This window comes from Streptomyces sp. NBC_00490 (assembly GCF_036013645.1).
GTDB lineage: Bacteria > Actinomycetota > Actinomycetes > Streptomycetales > Streptomycetaceae > Streptomyces > Streptomyces canus_F.
In genome coordinates, this window is sequence record NZ_CP107869.1 from 1968827 (window position 1) to 1984600 (window position 15774).

Consider the following 15774-nt stretch of genomic DNA (forward strand, 5'->3'; position numbering starts at 1 on the left):
CTTGTGCCCGCACCGCGGACGGCCGCGGTGGCCACGGGCCCGGCCCCACCACCTGGAGGTATCCGTGAACAGCTCCGACGGATGGGGAGACGACGTCTACCAGCCCGACGGGTCCGAGGTCCAGGACGACGCCGGCCTGCTGGACGCGGAGGACACCCTCGAGGACGACGGTGTCGGCGACCCGCTCGACCGCGGCTGGTCTCCTCCGGAGCGTCCCTGGGCGGTCGAGCACACCGGGGTGACGGCGGCCGACCGCGAGACGTTGGACGAACGGCTCGCCGAGGAGCTGCCGGAGGCCCCCGTACCCGAAGGTGACGGCATCGGCGACTACGACGGCGGCGACGGCGAACTCCTGGACAACGAGGTCGGCGCCCGCCGCTCCGGCCGGCTCGTCGCCCCCGACGAGGGCGCCCATGAGGACGACGAGAGTGGCCTGATCGCCACGGACGTGGGCATCGACGGTGCGGCGGCGTCGGCCGAGGAGGCCGCGATGCACATCGTCGACGAGGACGCCCTGTCCGGCTGACCCCGAGGAGCACACATGCAGCAGGACAAGCACCCCGACTACCGCGAGGTCGTCTTCCGCGACCGTGCCGCCGGTTACGCCTTCCTGACCCGGTCCACCGCCACGAGCGACCGGACCATCGAGTGGGACGACGGCGAGACCTACCCCGTCGTGGACGTGGAGATCTCCTCGGAGAGCCACCCCTTCTACACCGGCAAGGCCCGGACGGTGGACTCGGAGGGACGGATCGCGCAGTTCGAGCGACGGTACGGCGGTGGGGCGGGGCAGGGCGCCGAAGGGTGAGCGTCGGCCACGACGGGCCGGGACGGTGCGGGGCGAGCGCCCCCTGAGGCCGCCCCGGTCGTCCGCTCCCGGCCCCTTCCTCAGATGAAGTTCAGCGCCGCCGCGCAGCCCACCCCGCCGAGCAGCATGAACGCCGGCATCAGCACCTTCAGCTCGACCCAGCTGCCCGCCCGGAACCGCAGGACCTTGGGCGGCCCGATCGGGTACCAGCGCTTGCGGCCCACCGGGATCGGCCACAGGATCGGGCAGCCGGAGACCGTCAGCGCGTCCCCGATGTCGTGGACCAGCGCGCCCAGCAGGACGGGCAGACCCAGCCACAGGTACTCCTGGCCCGGCGCCGCGAACAGCCAGTCCGAGCCGTTGCCCGGCTTGTCCAGGACGCCGGCGAGGATCCACGAGCTCGTCGCGGCCAGCAGCCACACCAGGATGTCGGCGCTGGAGCCGCGGGTCGCCCGCCACAGCAGGCCCTCGATGGCCAGCACCATGTGCACGAAGAGCAGCGCGAGGACCGCCCAGCGCCCGCCCGTGATCGCCGCGACCGAGGCGCCCGCACCGATCAGCACGGCCCACAGCCAGGTGTGGGTGAGGGTGCGGTGGCCGCCGGAGCGACGGGGGTCGCCCTGCTTCTTCGTCCCCTTGTAGACGGCGTACGAGAGCTTGTCGACGATCTCGCACAGGCCCCGTGAGATCGGCCCGAAGGCCCGCGAGATGGTGGCCGCCTTGTGATCGAGGTCGGGGGCGAGCGCCGCCCCCGCGCAGATCAGGGCGCCGGCCAGCAGGACCGGCCAGGGCATCGTGTGGCCCGTCGCGGCGGCCGCGGCTCCGACGCCGAGCCAGGCGGCAGCCCCCGACAGTGAGTGTGCTGGTCCCATCATCGGCGTGGCCCGCCCCATTCCTCTTGTGCCGCTGTCCAGTTGAACGGCCGTGCTGACGCTCTGTCGGCGACACAGCGTACTGCTCGTGATCTTCGCCCCCGCATCCGATTCCCCTCTGGAGCAGGAGGGCAGGCAAGATGGGTGGGTGACCCTCATCGATCAGCTGCCGCAGACCGCAGACCCCGACGCCCTCTACGAAGCCTTCGAGTCGTGGGCCGTGGAGCGCGGTCTCACGCTCTACCCCCATCAGGAGGAGGCGCTGATCGAGGTGGTCTCCGGTGCGAACGTGATCGTGTCGACGCCCACCGGCTCCGGCAAGAGCATGATCGCGGCGGCCGCGCACTTCGCCGCGCTGGCCCGGGACGAGGTCACCTTCTACACCGCGCCGATCAAGGCGCTGGTCTCGGAGAAGTTCTTCGAGCTGTGCAAGATCTTCGGCACCGAGAACGTCGGCATGCTGACCGGCGACGCGTCCGTCAACGCCGACGCCCCCGTCATCTGCTGCACCGCCGAGGTGCTCGCCTCGATCGCGCTGCGCGACGGCAAGCAGGCGGACGTCGGCCAGGTCGTCATGGACGAGTTCCACTTCTACGCGGAGGGGGACCGCGGCTGGGCCTGGCAGATCCCCATCCTGGAGCTGCCCCAGGCACAGTTCATCCTGATGTCGGCCACGCTCGGCGATGTCTCGATGTTCGAGGAGGACCTCACCCGGCGCACCGGCCGCCCCACGGCGGTGGTCCGCTCGGCGACCCGTCCGGTGCCGCTGTACTACGAGTACAAGTTCACCCCGCTCACCGAGACCCTGACCGAGCTCCTGCAGACCAGGCAGGCGCCGGTCTACATCGTGCACTTCACGCAGGCGCAGGCCGTGGAGCGGGCGCAGGCGCTGATGAGCATCAACATGTGCTCGAAGGAGGAGAAGGAGCAGATCGCCGCCCTGATCGGCAACTTCCGCTTCACCACCAAGTTCGGCCGCAACCTCTCCCGTTACGTGCGGCACGGCATCGGCGTCCACCACGCGGGCATGCTGCCCAAGTACCGCCGTCTGGTGGAGAAGCTCGCGCAGGCCGGTCTGCTGAAGGTCATCTGCGGCACGGACACGCTCGGCGTGGGCGTCAACGTCCCCATCCGCACGGTGCTGTTCACGGCTCTCACCAAGTACGACGGAAACCGCGTCCGCACCCTGCGCAACCGTGAGTTCCACCAGATCGCCGGACGCGCCGGGCGGGCCGGCTACGACACGGCCGGCTACGTCGTCGCGCAGGCGCCCGAGCATGTCGTCGAGAACGAGAAGGCGCTCGCCAAGGCGGGCGACGACCCGAAGAAGCGCCGCAAGGTGGTCCGCAAGAAGGCTCCGGAGGGCTTCGTCGCCTGGACGGAGAACACCTTCGACAAGCTCATCTCCTCCGACCCCGAGCCGCTGACGTCCCGCTTCCGGGTCACGCACACCATGTTGCTGTCGGTGATCGCCCGTCCCGGCAACGCCTTCGACGCGATGCGGCACCTGCTGGAGGACAATCACGAGCCGCGCAAGCAGCAGCTGAAGCACATCCGGCGGGCGATCGCGATCTACCGCTCGCTGCTGGACGGCGGCATCGTCGAGAAGCTCGACGAGCCGGATGCCAGCGGCCGCATCGTCCGCCTCACCGTGGACCTCCAGCAGGACTTCGCGCTCAACCAGCCGCTGTCCACCTTCGCGCTCGCCGCGTTCGAACTCCTCGACCCCGAATCGCCGTCCTACGCGCTGGACATGGTCTCCGTCGTCGAGTCGACGCTGGACGATCCGCGTCAGATCCTCGTCGCCCAGCTGAACAAGGCGAAGGGCGAGGCCGTGGCCGCGATGAAGGCGGACGGCATCGAGTACGAGGAGCGCATGGAGCGCCTCCAGGACATCAGCTACCCCAAGCCCCTGGAGGAGCTGCTCTTCCACGCGTACGACACGTACCGCAAGAGCCACCCCTGGGTCGGCGACCATCCGCTCTCCCCGAAGTCCGTCATCCGGGACATGTACGAACGGGCCATGTCCTTCACGGAGTTGGTGTCCTTCTACGAGCTCGCCCGCACCGAGGGCATCGTCCTGCGTTACCTCGCCAGCGCCTACAAGACGCTCGACCACAACATCCCGGACGACCTCAAGTCGGAGGACCTCCAGGACCTCATCGAGTGGCTCGGCGAGATGGTGCGCCAGGTCGACTCCAGCCTGCTGGACGAGTGGGAGCAGCTCGCCAACCCGGAGGAGATGACCGCCGAGGAGGCCCAGGAGAAGGCCGACGAGGTCAAGCCGGTCACCACCAACGCGCGCGCCTTCCGGGTCCTCGTCCGCAACGCCATGTTCCGCCGTGTCGAGCTCGCCGCTCTGGACCAGGTCGAGGAGCTGGGTGAGCTGGACGGCGAGGCCGGCTGGGACGCCGATGCCTGGGGCGAGGCGATGGACAAGTACTGGGACGAGTACGACGACCTCGGCACCGGTCCCGACGCCCGCGGTCCCAAGCTGCTCCTGATCGAGGAGGAGCCGGAGAACCGTCTGTGGCGGGTCCGCCAGATCTTCGACGACCCGAACGACGATCATGACTGGGGCATCAGCGCGGAGGTCGATCTGACGGCCTCCGACGCGGAGGGCCGCGCGGTCGTCCGCGTCTCCGATGTCGGTCAGCTGTGAGCACAGGAGAATCCCACCCATGACGAACCCGGCCGAAAAGCTGGTCGACCTGCTCGACCTGGAGCAGATCGAGCTCAACATCTTCCGCGGCCTGAGCCCGAACGAGTCCCTGCAGCGGGTCTTCGGCGGCCAGGTGGCGGGCCAGGCGCTGGTCGCCGCCAACCGCACCACCGAGGGCGACCGCCCGGTGCACTCACTGCACGCGTACTTCCTGCGTCCGGGCCGCCCGGGTGTGCCGATCGTGTACCAGGTCGAACGGGTGCGGGACGGCAGGTCCTTCACGACCCGCCGGGTCACCGCGGTGCAACAGGGCCGCACGATCTTCAATCTCACCGCCTCCTTTCACAAGCCTGAGGAAGGTTCCTTCGAGCATCAGCTGCCGCCGGCCCGCAAGGTCCCGGACCCGGAGTCGCTGCCGTCGGTCACGGACGAGATCCGGGAGCATCTGGGCGCGCTGCCCGAACAGCTGGAGCGGATGGCGCGCCGCCAGCCCTTCGACATCCGCTATGTGGACCGGCTGCGCTGGACGCCCGAGGAGGTCAAGGACGCCGAGCCGCGCAGCGCGGTGTGGATGCGCGCGGTCGGGCCGCTCGGCGACGATCCGGTCGTGCACACCTGCGCACTGACCTACGCCAGTGACATGACCCTCCTGGACGCCGTCCGTATCCCGGTCGAACCCCTGTGGGGCCCGCGGAGCTTCGACATCGCGTCGCTGGACCACGCCATGTGGTTCCATCGGCCGTTCCGCGCGGACGAGTGGTTCCTGTACGACCAGGAGTCGCCCGTCGCGACGGGCGGCCGGGGGCTGGCCCGCGGGCGGATCTACGACGTGGAGGGGCGGCTGCTGGTGTCGGTCGTCCAGGAAGGGCTGTTCCGGGCGCTGTAGGCCGCCCGGTCTGTGCGGCGGGTCACGCGCTTTTCCGACGCAGCCAGCCCAGCAGGCCACGGGGCGGCTGCTCGGAGGCGGCGAGGGCTGCGAACGGTTGCTCGCCGGCGGTGGCCCGCTGCTCCGGCACGGGAGCCGCTTGCTTCGCGGCGGGTCGTGGCGCGGGCCGGAGCCTGCGGGCGTCCTCCAGTGTCCGGGTCAGATCGGCCCTCAGCCGGCTGATCTCGTCCGGGTCGTCCGCCGTCATGATCCTCTCGGCGAGGTAGGCGGCGGGTGAACCCTGTGCGCCCTGGGCCGGCGGGCCCGGCCGGAAGCGGATGAGATGCGAGCGTTCATAGGGGTCCGGGACGATCTCCGAGATCTGAACGGGGTCGAGGAAGGCGGCCAGGGCCCCGGCGCTCTCCCAGGGGCCGTCGGCCACTCGCAGCAGGAACTCCCGGTGACGTCCGCGCCAGTTGCGTGCCCTCAGATCCAGCCCCGCGTCCAGCAGGTCGCGCATCCCCTCGGGCGTACGACGGGCGGTCAGCAGGGGGGAGTTCTCCTCATCGGCGGCGAACTGCCGGAGTTCCTCGGCCAGATACAGCCAGACCACCGCCCGGTACCGGTTCAGGTAAAAGCGCACCGGCGCCACCGCGCCCAGTCGCGCCAGGCGCGTGAACCTGCTGACGGGCACATCCATGACGGCCGCGCCCTCGCTGGTGCCCACGACCCGCACACGTTCCAGCAGCACGTCCGGAAAGCCGTCCTCCGTGCGCAGCCGGTCGAGCTCGGAGCGGGTGACGCGGCGGCCTCCACCGCCTTCGTCGGGGACGGTCCAGATGTGGCCGAGGTGGACGGCGAGGTCGAACTCGCTTCGTTTGAGCCCCAGTTCCCGTGCCGCGCGGCTCGGCGCGCAGGAAAGCTGGTGGGATGCGGTGACGGTGCTGCCTGACATGGTCGCACTCCCCCGTGGAGTCGGTCGCTCACGCTGTGTGCGCTCGCCGTGAAAAAACCGTAACCGGTCCGGCGGATCTCCTGGTGAGCCTGTGGATAACTCCACGGGGGAGGGAAAAGGTGCAGGTCAGAGGTCCATGGCCGAGCTCTGTTCGGGTCGGCGGACGTCCACGCCGAGGTTCTCGCCCACGCGATTGACGAGCAGGGTCATCTCGTAGGCGATCTGCCCGATGTCGGCCTCCGCGCCGCTGAGCACGCACAGACAGCTGCCGGTCCCAGCGGCGGTGACGAACAGCACCGCGTCGTCGAACTCGACCATCGTCTGACGCACTCTGCCCGCGCCGAAGTGGCGTCCGGACCCCTTGGCCAGGCTGTGCAGTCCGGACGCGACGGCGGCGAGATGCTCCGCGTCCTCGCGGCGCAGCCCCGTGCTCGCTCCCGCCACCAGCCCGTCGTTTGACAGGACCAGTGCGTGCCGTACGTGGTTGACACGCTCCGTCAGATCGTCCAGCAACCAGCCGAGTCCCTGGTTCTGCGCCATGTCTCCGTCTCCCCGTGTGACGTCTCCCCCTGGCCGGAGGATCTCCCGGCCACCCTTCCCGACGGCCAGTGCCTCGGCAAGGAGGACGGGCCAAGCCGCCGAAGATGGCCGAACCTTTGCTCGGTCACCGGGTCATCCCACCGAGTCGAGCAGTCGGGCGGTGTGCATCCGTCCCGCGTACTCGACGAGTCGGATCAGCACTTCCTTGCCCGAGTCACGGTCCCGGGCGTCGCAGAGCACCACGGGGGTGCCGCTGTCGAGGTCGAGGGCGCGGGAGACGTCCCCGGCGTTGTAGGTGCGGGCACCCGTGAAGCAGTTGACGGCCACGACGAACGGGATGTGCCGGTGCTCGAAGTAGTCGACCGCCGGGAAGCAGTCCTCCAGGCGCCGGGTGTCCGCGAGGACCACGGCGCCCAGGGCGCCTTGCGACAACTCGTCCCACAGGAACCAGAAACGGTCCTGGCCGGGGGTGCCGAAGAGGTAGAGGGAGAGACCGGAGCGGATGGTGATGCGGCCGAAGTCCATGGCGACCGTGGTCGTGACCTTCTGGTCCACGCCGCCGGTGTCGTCGACCAACTGACCGGCCTCGCTGAGGAGTTCCTCGGTGCGCAGCGGCCTGATCTCACTGACCGCGCCCACCAGGGTGGTCTTGCCCACGCCGAATCCGCCGGCGACCAGTATCTTCAACGCCAGCGCGGTCGACTCGCCGCCCTGGGCATCGGAAGTCTCGGAGACCATTGATCACTTCTCTCGGGAGTACCGGTAACGGCCGACGGTGCAGGTGTGCGAAGTCAGCATGATGACAACTGCGGCACCCCTTCGCGGGGTTGCACCGCTATTTGACCGATGTGGCCGGTTCGCGCGCGTTCGGTTACGAAGTTTCATCTACAGTGCCCGCAGTCCTTCGATCACCTCGCGCAGAATCCGTTCGTCAGGAAGCTGCGCGGGCGGTACCGGGCGGCTGACGGTGACGCAGCCGAGTTCCAGAAGGTCGCCGAGGAGCACTCTGACCACGCCGAGGGGCAGGTCGGCGTCCGCGGCGAGTTCGGCGACCGACTGGGTCTCGATACGGCACAGTTCGATCAGGACCCGGTGTTCGGGTCCGAGCGCGGTGTCGTCGTCGACGCCGGGCGCGGCCGCGTCCAGGGTGACCAGGGCGATGAGGTCGAAACGCACCCCGGTGGGGCCGGGTTGGGTGCGTCCGCCCGTCATGGCGTACGGGCGGACGAGAGGCCCCGCCTCACCGTCGTACCACTGACTGCCCTGCTCGCGCGGGGCGTCCGTCATGTCCTCCGTCATGAGCGTGGACCGCCTTCTCGTCTCATCCGGCGGGAGGCCGCGCGGCGACGCGCGGTGCCGTGTACAGGTGCTCGCCGACGCGCTTGACGAGCCGTGCCATCTCGTAGGCCACCAGGCCGATGTCGGCGGTCACGGCGGTGAGCAGGGCGAGGCAGGAGCCGTCACCGGCGGCGGCCACGAACAGGAAGCCGTCGTCCATCTCGACCATGGTCTGGCGCACTCCGCCCGCCCCGAAGTGGCGGCCGGCGCCCTTGGCCAGGCTGTGGAAGCCGGAGGCCACCGCGGCCAGGTGCTCCGCGTCCTCGCGGCGCAGATCGGTCGACGCCCCCACGGCCAGGCCGTCGTTGGACAGCACGACGGCGTGCCGTACCTCGCTGACGCGCAGCACCAAGTCGTCCAGCAGCCAGTCGAGTTCACCGGACCGCTGGGCGGCCCTCATGCTGGGGTCCTGGATCATGCGGGATCTCCTTCGCTGCTGTCGCTGACCGCGGCGGGATCCGGGGCGGCGCCGCGGCCGGGACGGCGGCCGCCGCCGCGTGCCCAGCCTTCGCGGTAGGCCGCCATCCGGTCCCGTACGAGCTCGGGGGTGCGCCCGTCCTCACCCCGGGGGTCGGAGTGTGGTTCCGGTTCCTCCGTACGTGGTTCGCGCAGCTGAGGGGCGAGGTTCGCCTGGCGGACGCGGCGCGGGAGGTCGTCCGATTCCTCGGAGTCGTCCGGGGGACGGTGCAGTCGCAAGGTGGTGACTCCGGGGGGTGGGGTGTCGGACCCGGACGCCGCCCTCGCCGGCGCCGCGACCTCCGCCCTGGCCTCCGCCGCGACCGGTGCGGGGGCCACCAGTGCCGGCCGGTCGGCCGGGGCGTGCACGGACTCCTGCGGCCTGGCGGCGCCGGGTACGCGCGCGTACACGTGTTCCTGGTCCACGGCCTTGCGGGGGGAACGTTCCTCCGGACCGCTGTGCAGCAGGGAGGTGGGCAGCAGGACGACGGCCGTGGTGCCGCCGTAGGGCGAGGTGCGCAGGTGGACCTTGATGCCGTGCCGGGCCGCGAGCCTGCTGACCACGAAGAGTCCGAGCCGGTCGCTGTCGAACAGGTCGAGCGCCTCGGACTGCTCGATGCGGTGGTTGGCCTCGGCGAGGGACTCCTTGCCCATGCCCAGCCCTCGGTCCTCGACCTCGATCGCGTAACCGTTGCCCACCGGTTCACCGGTGACGCGCACGCGCGTGTGCGGGGGCGAGAACTGCGCGGCGTTCTCGACGATCTCGGCCAGGAGATGGGTGACGTCGGCGACGGCCCCGCCGATGACGGACGCCTCGGGGAGCTGTCGTACCTCCACGCGCGCGTAGTCCTCCACCTCGGAGACGGCGGCGCGCACCACGTTGGTCAGGGAGACCGGCATGCGCCAGGCCCGGCCGGGTGCCGCTCCGGAGAGGATGATCAGGCTCTCCGCGTGCCGCCGCATACGGGTGGTGAGGTGGTCGAGCCGGAAGAGGTCGCTCAGCTCGTTGGGGTCCTCGGAGCGGCGTTCCATGTTGTCCAGCAGGCTCAGCTGGCGATGCACGAGGACCTGGCTGCGGCGGGCGAGGTTGACGAACACCCCGGAGATGCCGCTGGCGAGTTCGGCGCGTTCCACGGCGGCCCGCAGCGCGGCGCGGTGCACGGTCCCCAGGGCCTCGGCGACCTGCCCCGTCTCGTCCTCCGACGGCGGTCCGGGCGGGGCCTCGGCCTGGACGTCGATCTCCTCGCCGGCGCGCAGCTTCCGCATCGCCTCGGGGAGTTTGCGCCGCGCGATCTCCAGGGCGAGGTTGCGCAGGCCCTCCAGCTCGATGACCAGGCCGCGTCCGATGCGTACGGAGATGACGAGCGACGCGACGACGGCCGCGAGGCCGAACAGGACGGCGGCACCGGCCGGGGTGAGCAGACCGCGGGTGAACGGGTCCGCCTGGTCCGCGACGCCGCGTCCGGCGTCCTCCTCGATGGTCCGCATCCCGTCCTGCACGCGCGCGTGTGCCTTGCTCCAGGTGGTCTCGGGCGCCGCGGCGATCGCCGACGCGCCCGCGCGGCTCGCGAGGACCTTGTCCTCGACGGTGTCCACGGCCGCGTAGTCGCTGCCGTCGGCGAGGTCCTGCCAGGCGGCGCGTTCGGGGCCACGCAGGTCGGCGACGGCGGCCTCGGTGAGGGTGCGGCGGGTTTCGACGGCGCCGGTGAACAGCCGCAGCCGCTCGCCGTCGATGCGCCCGGCGAGACGTGCGGCGCCCAGCAGGACGTCCTCCTGGGCCAACGCCTCTCCCGCGCGGGAGAATTCGAGCAGCACGCGCGCGTCGGAGCCCAGTTCGGCGTCCTGGATGCCGGTGAGGGCGCCGCCCACGCCGAAGGCCGTCGCGATGGTCCGGGTGTAGCGCCCGTACGTCTCGTCCCAGCCGACGCGGCGGTCGAGCACCGCGGCCCGCACGGAGCGCAGTTGCTCACCACCGGCCACGAAGGTCTCGAGACGCTGGGCCACTCCGGCGGGCAGTTCCTCGCCGTCGGCGACGGTGTTGTCGTCGCCGAGCCGGAGCTTGTCCAGGGCCTTGTCCGTGCGTTCCGCGAGGGTCTTGAGGTCTGCGCCGCGGCCGCCGGTCGGGACGATCGCATAGCGCACCGCGGCCGCGCGTTCCGCCTGGAGCGCGGCGACGGCGGCCGCGACAGGGGCCCGGATCTCGGCGTCCACCCGCTGCAACTGCCGCAGCCTGGAGACGTCCTGGGCGGTGGTGACGGTGGCGTACGCCCACAGGGCCAGCAGTGAGACGACCGGCACCATCAGCAGGCAGACGATCTTGGCGCGCACGGTGCGCGGGCGTATCAGCCACCGTCCCGCGGGCGTGGGCGTCTCGTCCGGTACGGCGCCCGCCGGCTCGTCCAGGCGTTCGTCGGCCGGTGGTCCGGCGTGGGCGCGGCGGCCGCGGGCGGGGGACGGAGCCGATGCCTCGGCGCCGTTCGTGTGGGTCCTACGGGATGTACGCATGGCCTCCTGCCTCGGAAGTGGTCGGTGGGCGGGCCCGGTGGCCCGTCAGCGGGCGGCGCTCTCGACCGGCCGCTGGGCCGAGACGGACGCCTCGCGCTCCCCCGAGGTCGGCGACAGCGCGACGAAGGCGGAGGTCAGGAAGAGATAGGACCCGAGGCCGACGGCGAGGGGGAAGATGAACTGCATCGCGGTGGCCCCGGGCAGGGCCGCGTCGGACGGGCTGACGCGCACGCTCACCGAGAACATCCCGGTGTAGTGCATGCTGCTCACCGCGGCTCCCATGATGAGCGAGGCGACGGTGACGGCGACGGGCGACTTGATGTTGAGCGCGGCCCACAGGGCGGCCGTCGCGGCGACGACGGCGATCAGCACGGACAGTCCGACGAGGGCCGGGTCGTACTTCACGTCGCCGTGCAGTCGGACGGCGGCCATGCCCAGGTAGTGCATGCTCGCCACGCCGAGTCCGGTGGTGAGCCCGCCCAGGAAGAGGGCCCGCCCGCGGTCCTTGCTGTAGCCGACGGCGAAGACGCCGGCACAGACGACGATCATGGCGACGAGCAGACTCACGATGGTGAGCGGCACGTCGTAGCGGATGTCGGTGCCGCTGACGCTGAAGCCGAGCATGGCCACGAAGTGCATGGTCCAGATGCCGGTTCCGATCGCGGAGGCGGCGGTGATGAGCCAGTTGCGGCGTGAACGCCCCGTGGCGCCGAGCGCGCGGACCGTGCAGCGCAGCCCGAGTGCGGCGCCGATGCAGGCCATCACGTACGACAGCACGGGGGTCAGCCAGCCGAGTGCGGCGTGGTCCAGGTGTCCCATGGCTCCGGGACGCTAGTCGGGGCATGGGCGCACAAAGGGGGCGCAGTTCGAAAGGTGTTGGAATATGACGCAGAGATGCACCTGAACGATCGCGCCGCGCTCGAACGTGTGCGCAGGAGCATCATCCTTGTCGGTGAGAGATCATGCGGACCATGAGCGACGACCACACACATGTCCAGGAGTTCTTCGGTGCCCGAGCCGCCGACTGGGACGCCCGCTTCCCCGACGACGGTCCCGCCTACGCCGCCGCGGTCGTCGGCCTCGGGCTGCGTGAGGGGGATCGCGTGCTCGACGCCGGCTGCGGCACCGGGCGCGCCCTGCCGCCCCTGCGTGCGGCCGTGGGGCCCTCGGGAGTGGTCCTCGGGGCCGATCTGACACCGGCCATGCTCCAGGCCGCCGTACGGGCCGGACGGGACCGGGACGGGCAGTTGCTGCTGGCCGACGTGGCCGCGCTGCCGCTGCGCGCGGAGTCGCTCGACGCGGTGTTCGGGGCGGGGCTCATCTCCCATCTGCCCGATCCGGCCGAGAACCTGCGGGAGTTGGCCCGTGTGGTGCGTCCGGGCGGCACCCTGGCGCTCTTCCACCCGATCGGCAGGGCGGCGCTCGCGGCACGACAGGGCCGGCAGATCACGCCGGACGACCTGCGTGCGGAGCCCAACCTCCGGCCTCTGCTGGCCGGTTCCGGGTGGCGCATGACGTCGTACGCCGACGAGGACACCCGGTTCCTGGCCCTGGCCGTGCGGGACGCCTGACCTGGCGGCACCGCCCGCCCCTTCAGCCCCGCCCGGCGACCACCGCCGCGAAGGCGTCGGGGTTGTCGAACATGACGTTGTGGCCCGCGCCGGGCACGGTCACCACGCGCACCCCCGCGGCCTCCAGATCACCCCTGCCCTCGAGTTCACCGCTCAACTCACCCTGCAGATACACGCGCTCCACGGTGAGAGCTTCGAGGATGTCGCGCATGACGGGGTCGGAGCCGCGCCTCAGCCCGACGGCCGTCCGGTGCAGCGCGCGCGGGTCGGCCAGTCGCATGGTCGCCGCCCACAGGGGCCCGACCTGTTCCAGCACGCGCGCGTAGCCACCAGCGACGAAGGCCTCCTCCTCGTGGGAGGCGATGCCGCTGCTGCCCGCGGCGGGCGGCGGGAACGCGTCCAGGTTGGCCTCCGTGAGCACCAGCCGGGAGACCAGTTCGGGGCGCCGGTGGGCGAGCACCAGGGCGACGGCGCCGCCCATGCTGTGCGCGATGAGCTCGGCCCGCGTGACACCCGCCGCGTCCAGGGCCGCCGCCAGCGCCCCGGCATGGTCGTCGAGGGTGTAACCGAAGTGCTCGGGCCGGTCGCTGATGCCGTGTCCGGGCAGGTCCACGAACAGGCTCCGGCTGCCCGCGAGTTCGGGCCGGGCCGCGATATGGGCGTGGTACACGGACGAGACCGACCCCAGTCCGTGCACGTACACGCGCGTGGGTTCCTCCCCGGGCACCTCCGTCCAGCGGATGCGGCTTCCCTTGCCGTCGAACTCGGCCTGCTTCATCGCGTCCTCCCTGTGCGGCGTGGCGGCGTCCATGGCGGCACCCTCGCGAGCCGCCCTGGCGAACCATCGCCACGACAATACATCTGTTACGAGGTATTGAGAATGCGATGTATTCGTCGAGCGATGTACCCCGGCCGTACGGCAGAATGCGGGCATGCTGGAGCTCGCCATCCTCGGATTCCTGTACGACGCCCCTCTGCACGGCTACGAGCTGCGCAAACGCATCGCGGCGCTGACCGGGCACGTGAAGCCCATCGCGGAGAGCACGCTCTATCCGGCGATCAAGCGTCTGGAGAAGGCCGGGCTGCTGGAGCGCGCGACGGAGCCCGGTTCCGTCGCCGCGCCACGTCACGTCCTGACGCTCACCGAGGACGGCCACCGCGATCTGCGCCGCCGACTCGCCGAGCCCGTACAACGCGACATCACCGACGAGAACCGCTGGTTCACCCTGCTCGCGTTCCTCCGGCACCTGGACGACGCCGCGGCGCAGGCGGCCGTACTGCGGCGCAGGCTGTCGTTCCTGGAGGAACCCGCGAGCTTCTTCTACGAGGGTGACCGGCCGTTGCGCGCCGAGGAGCTGGACGATCCCTTCCGGCGCGGCATCCTGACGATCGCGCGCGCCACGTCCCAGGCGGAACTCACCTGGCTGCGGGCCACCCTCGCCTCACTTAACGGCTGAGGACACCGAGGCGCCCCTCGTACGCGTCACGCACCCAGCGCCGCGAGCACCACGGACCTGGCCTCCTCCTGGACCTGCCGCAGATGGTCCGCGCCGAGGAAGGACTCCCCGTAGATCTTGTAGACGTCCTCCGTGCCCGAAGGGCGGGCCGCGAACCAGGCGTTGGCGGTGGCGACCTTGATGCCGCCGAGGGCGGCGCCGTTGCCGGGAGCCTCGGTGAGCACCGTGGTGACCGGCTCGCCGGCGAGGGTGTCGGCGGTGACCTGGCGCGGGGACAGCTTGGCGAGCAGCGCCTTCTCCTCGCGGGAGGCCGGGGCGTCCACGCGCGCGTAGGCGGGGGCACCGAAGCGGTCCGTGAGACCGGCGTAGTGCTGCGACGGGGTCCTGCCCGTGACCGCCGTGATCTCGGAGGCGAGCAGCGCCAGGATGATGCCGTCCTTGTCGGTGGTCCACACCGAGCCGTCCCGGCGCAGGAAGGACGCGCCCGCCGACTCCTCGCCGCCGAAGCCCAGCGAGCCGTCCGACAGGCCGTCCACGAACCACTTGAAGCCGACCGGGACCTCGACCAGCGGCCGGCCGACGTCCGCCGCGACCCGGTCGATCATGCTGGAGGACACCAGGGTCTTGCCGATCCCGGCGCTCGCGGGCCACTGTTCCCGGTGCGAGAACAGATACGAGATCGCCACCGCCAGATAGTTGTTGGGGTTCATGAGGCCCCCGTCGGGTGTGACGATGCCGTGGCGGTCGGCGTCGGCGTCGTTGCCGGTGGCGATGTCGAACCGGTCGCGCTGCTCGATGAGCGAGGCCATGGCGTACGGCGAGGAGCAGTCCATGCGGATCTTGCCGTCCCAGTCCAGCGTCATGAAGCGCCAGGTGGGGTCGGTGAGCGGGTTGACGACCGTCAGGTCGAGCCGGTGCTGTTCGGCGATCCGGCCCCAGTAGGCGACCGAGGCACCGCCCAGCGGGTCGGCGCCGATCCGCACGCCGGCGGCCCGGATCGCGTCCAGGTCCAGGACGTTCGGCAGGTCGGCCACATAGGTGCCGAGGAAGTCGTAGCGGGCCGTTCCGGGTGCGGCCAGGGCACGGGCGTAGGGGATGCGCCGTACGTCCTTCAGACCGCCGGTGATGATCTCGTTGGCGCGGTCCTGGATCCAGGAGGTCGCCTCGGACCCGGCGGGGCCGCCGTTCGGCGGGTTGTACTTGAAGCCGCCGTCGGCGGGCGGGTTGTGCGAAGGGGTGACCACCACGCCGTCCGCGAAGCCGGAGGTGCGGTTCCGGTTGTGGGCGAGGATGGCGTGCGAGACCGCCGGAGTGGGTGTGTAGCCGTCTGCCTGGTCGATGAGGACGCTCACGTCGTTGGCGGCGAACACCTCCAGCGCCGTGATCCGCGCGGGCTCGGAAAGGGCGTGGGTGTCGGCGCCGAGGAAGAGCGGGCCGTCGGTGCGCTGGGCGGCGCGGTACTCGCAGATGGCCTGGCTGGTGGCGGCGATGTGGTCCTCGTTGAAGGCCGCCGCGAGCGACGAGCCGCGATGTCCGGAGGTACCGAACGCCACCCGCTGCCCGGGCTCGGCCGGGTCGGGGTGCAGCGCGTAGTACGCCGTGACCAGGCGGGCCACATCGATGAGGTCCTCGGGCCCGGCGACCTGTCCCGCTCGCGCGTCCTGCATGTGCCCGCTCCTCCGCAAGAGTCGATCGTGGGGTTACGGCCCCATTCTCCCCTGTCCGGTGCGCCGGGACGCGCACCG

Annotated in this window: 16 protein-coding genes; 6 read left to right on the top strand and 10 right to left on the bottom strand. The window is 71.1% G+C overall.

The window, feature by feature from the left end:
* Positions 1-64 precede the first annotated feature (64 nt).
* Positions 65-526 (top strand): DUF5709 domain-containing protein, encoded by a 462-nt coding sequence (locus tag OG381_RS08800; RefSeq protein WP_327715567.1) that lies wholly within the window; start codon positions 65-67, stop codon positions 524-526.
* Between the two features lie 15 nt (positions 527-541).
* A complete protein-coding gene (locus OG381_RS08805; RefSeq protein ID WP_327715568.1) occupies positions 542-808 on the top strand; it encodes a type B 50S ribosomal protein L31 in 267 nt (88 codons plus the stop codon).
* A gap of 80 nt (positions 809-888) precedes the next feature.
* Here OG381_RS08805 and OG381_RS08810 read toward each other — a convergent pair whose 3' ends face one another.
* The gene (locus tag OG381_RS08810) at positions 889-1683 is read right to left on the bottom strand and encodes a metal-dependent hydrolase (RefSeq protein ID WP_327715569.1); all 795 of its coding nucleotides are present in this window, start codon (positions 1681-1683) and stop codon (positions 889-891) included.
* A 145-nt stretch (positions 1684-1828) separates the two neighbouring features.
* Between OG381_RS08810 and OG381_RS08815 the strand changes: the two genes are divergently transcribed.
* Together OG381_RS08815 and OG381_RS08820 are read left to right on the top strand one after the other, a co-directional pair.
* Positions 1829-4342, top strand: a complete 2514-nt coding sequence (locus OG381_RS08815; RefSeq protein WP_327715570.1) for a DEAD/DEAH box helicase — start codon at positions 1829-1831, stop codon at positions 4340-4342.
* A 19-nt stretch (positions 4343-4361) separates the two neighbouring features.
* The gene (locus OG381_RS08820; RefSeq protein ID WP_307033901.1) at positions 4362-5228 is read left to right on the top strand and encodes an acyl-CoA thioesterase; all 867 of its coding nucleotides are present in this window, start codon (positions 4362-4364) and stop codon (positions 5226-5228) included.
* Between the two features lie 22 nt (positions 5229-5250).
* On the opposite strand, the gene OG381_RS08825 is transcribed toward OG381_RS08820, so the two are convergent.
* The 7 genes from OG381_RS08825 to OG381_RS08855 form a co-directional block, all read right to left on the bottom strand.
* Complete coding sequence (locus OG381_RS08825) at positions 5251-6162, bottom strand: DUF6397 family protein (protein ID WP_327715571.1); 912 nt, start codon at positions 6160-6162, stop codon at positions 5251-5253.
* Positions 6163-6288: 126 nt separating this feature from the next.
* Positions 6289-6702 (bottom strand): roadblock/LC7 domain-containing protein, encoded by a 414-nt coding sequence (locus OG381_RS08830; RefSeq protein WP_327715572.1) that lies wholly within the window; start codon positions 6700-6702, stop codon positions 6289-6291.
* 132 nt (positions 6703-6834) lie between these two features.
* The gene (locus OG381_RS08835) at positions 6835-7440 is read right to left on the bottom strand and encodes a GTP-binding protein (RefSeq protein WP_307033896.1); all 606 of its coding nucleotides are present in this window, start codon (positions 7438-7440) and stop codon (positions 6835-6837) included.
* A gap of 147 nt (positions 7441-7587) precedes the next feature.
* On the bottom strand, positions 7588-8001 hold the full coding sequence (locus OG381_RS08840) for a DUF742 domain-containing protein (RefSeq protein ID WP_327715573.1): 414 nt from the start codon (positions 7999-8001) through the stop codon (positions 7588-7590).
* A 22-nt stretch (positions 8002-8023) separates the two neighbouring features.
* Complete coding sequence (locus OG381_RS08845; protein ID WP_266832345.1) at positions 8024-8458, bottom strand: roadblock/LC7 domain-containing protein; 435 nt, start codon at positions 8456-8458, stop codon at positions 8024-8026.
* Positions 8455-11001 carry a sensor histidine kinase gene (locus tag OG381_RS08850; RefSeq protein WP_327715574.1) on the bottom strand — a complete coding sequence of 849 codons (2547 nt, stop codon included), beginning with the start codon at positions 10999-11001 and terminating at the stop codon, positions 8455-8457. The genes OG381_RS08845 and OG381_RS08850 overlap by 4 nt, the downstream gene beginning before the upstream one ends.
* A 45-nt stretch (positions 11002-11046) precedes the next feature.
* Positions 11047-11820, bottom strand: coding sequence for an MHYT domain-containing protein (locus tag OG381_RS08855; RefSeq protein ID WP_327715575.1), 774 nt, complete (start codon positions 11818-11820; stop codon positions 11047-11049).
* Positions 11821-11972: 152 nt separating this feature from the next.
* On the opposite strand from OG381_RS08855, the gene OG381_RS08860 reads away from it, so the two are divergent.
* Positions 11973-12572, top strand: coding sequence for a class I SAM-dependent methyltransferase (locus tag OG381_RS08860; protein WP_327715576.1), 600 nt, complete (start codon positions 11973-11975; stop codon positions 12570-12572).
* A gap of 22 nt (positions 12573-12594) precedes the next feature.
* Here the strand turns inward: OG381_RS08860 and OG381_RS08865 are convergent, their stop codons facing one another.
* Positions 12595-13350 carry an alpha/beta fold hydrolase gene (locus OG381_RS08865; protein WP_327722422.1) on the bottom strand — a complete coding sequence of 252 codons (756 nt, stop codon included), beginning with the start codon at positions 13348-13350 and terminating at the stop codon, positions 12595-12597.
* A 154-nt stretch (positions 13351-13504) separates the two neighbouring features.
* Between OG381_RS08865 and OG381_RS08870 the strand changes: the two genes are divergently transcribed.
* Positions 13505-14029: a PadR family transcriptional regulator gene (locus tag OG381_RS08870; RefSeq protein WP_327715577.1), complete on the top strand. Its 525-nt coding sequence runs from the start codon at positions 13505-13507 to the stop codon at positions 14027-14029.
* Between the two features lie 26 nt (positions 14030-14055).
* Here OG381_RS08870 and pgm read toward each other — a convergent pair whose 3' ends face one another.
* On the bottom strand, positions 14056-15696 hold the full coding sequence (gene pgm / locus OG381_RS08875; RefSeq protein WP_327715578.1) for a phosphoglucomutase (alpha-D-glucose-1,6-bisphosphate-dependent): 1641 nt from the start codon (positions 15694-15696) through the stop codon (positions 14056-14058).
* Between the last annotated feature and the right edge of the window lie 78 nt (positions 15697-15774).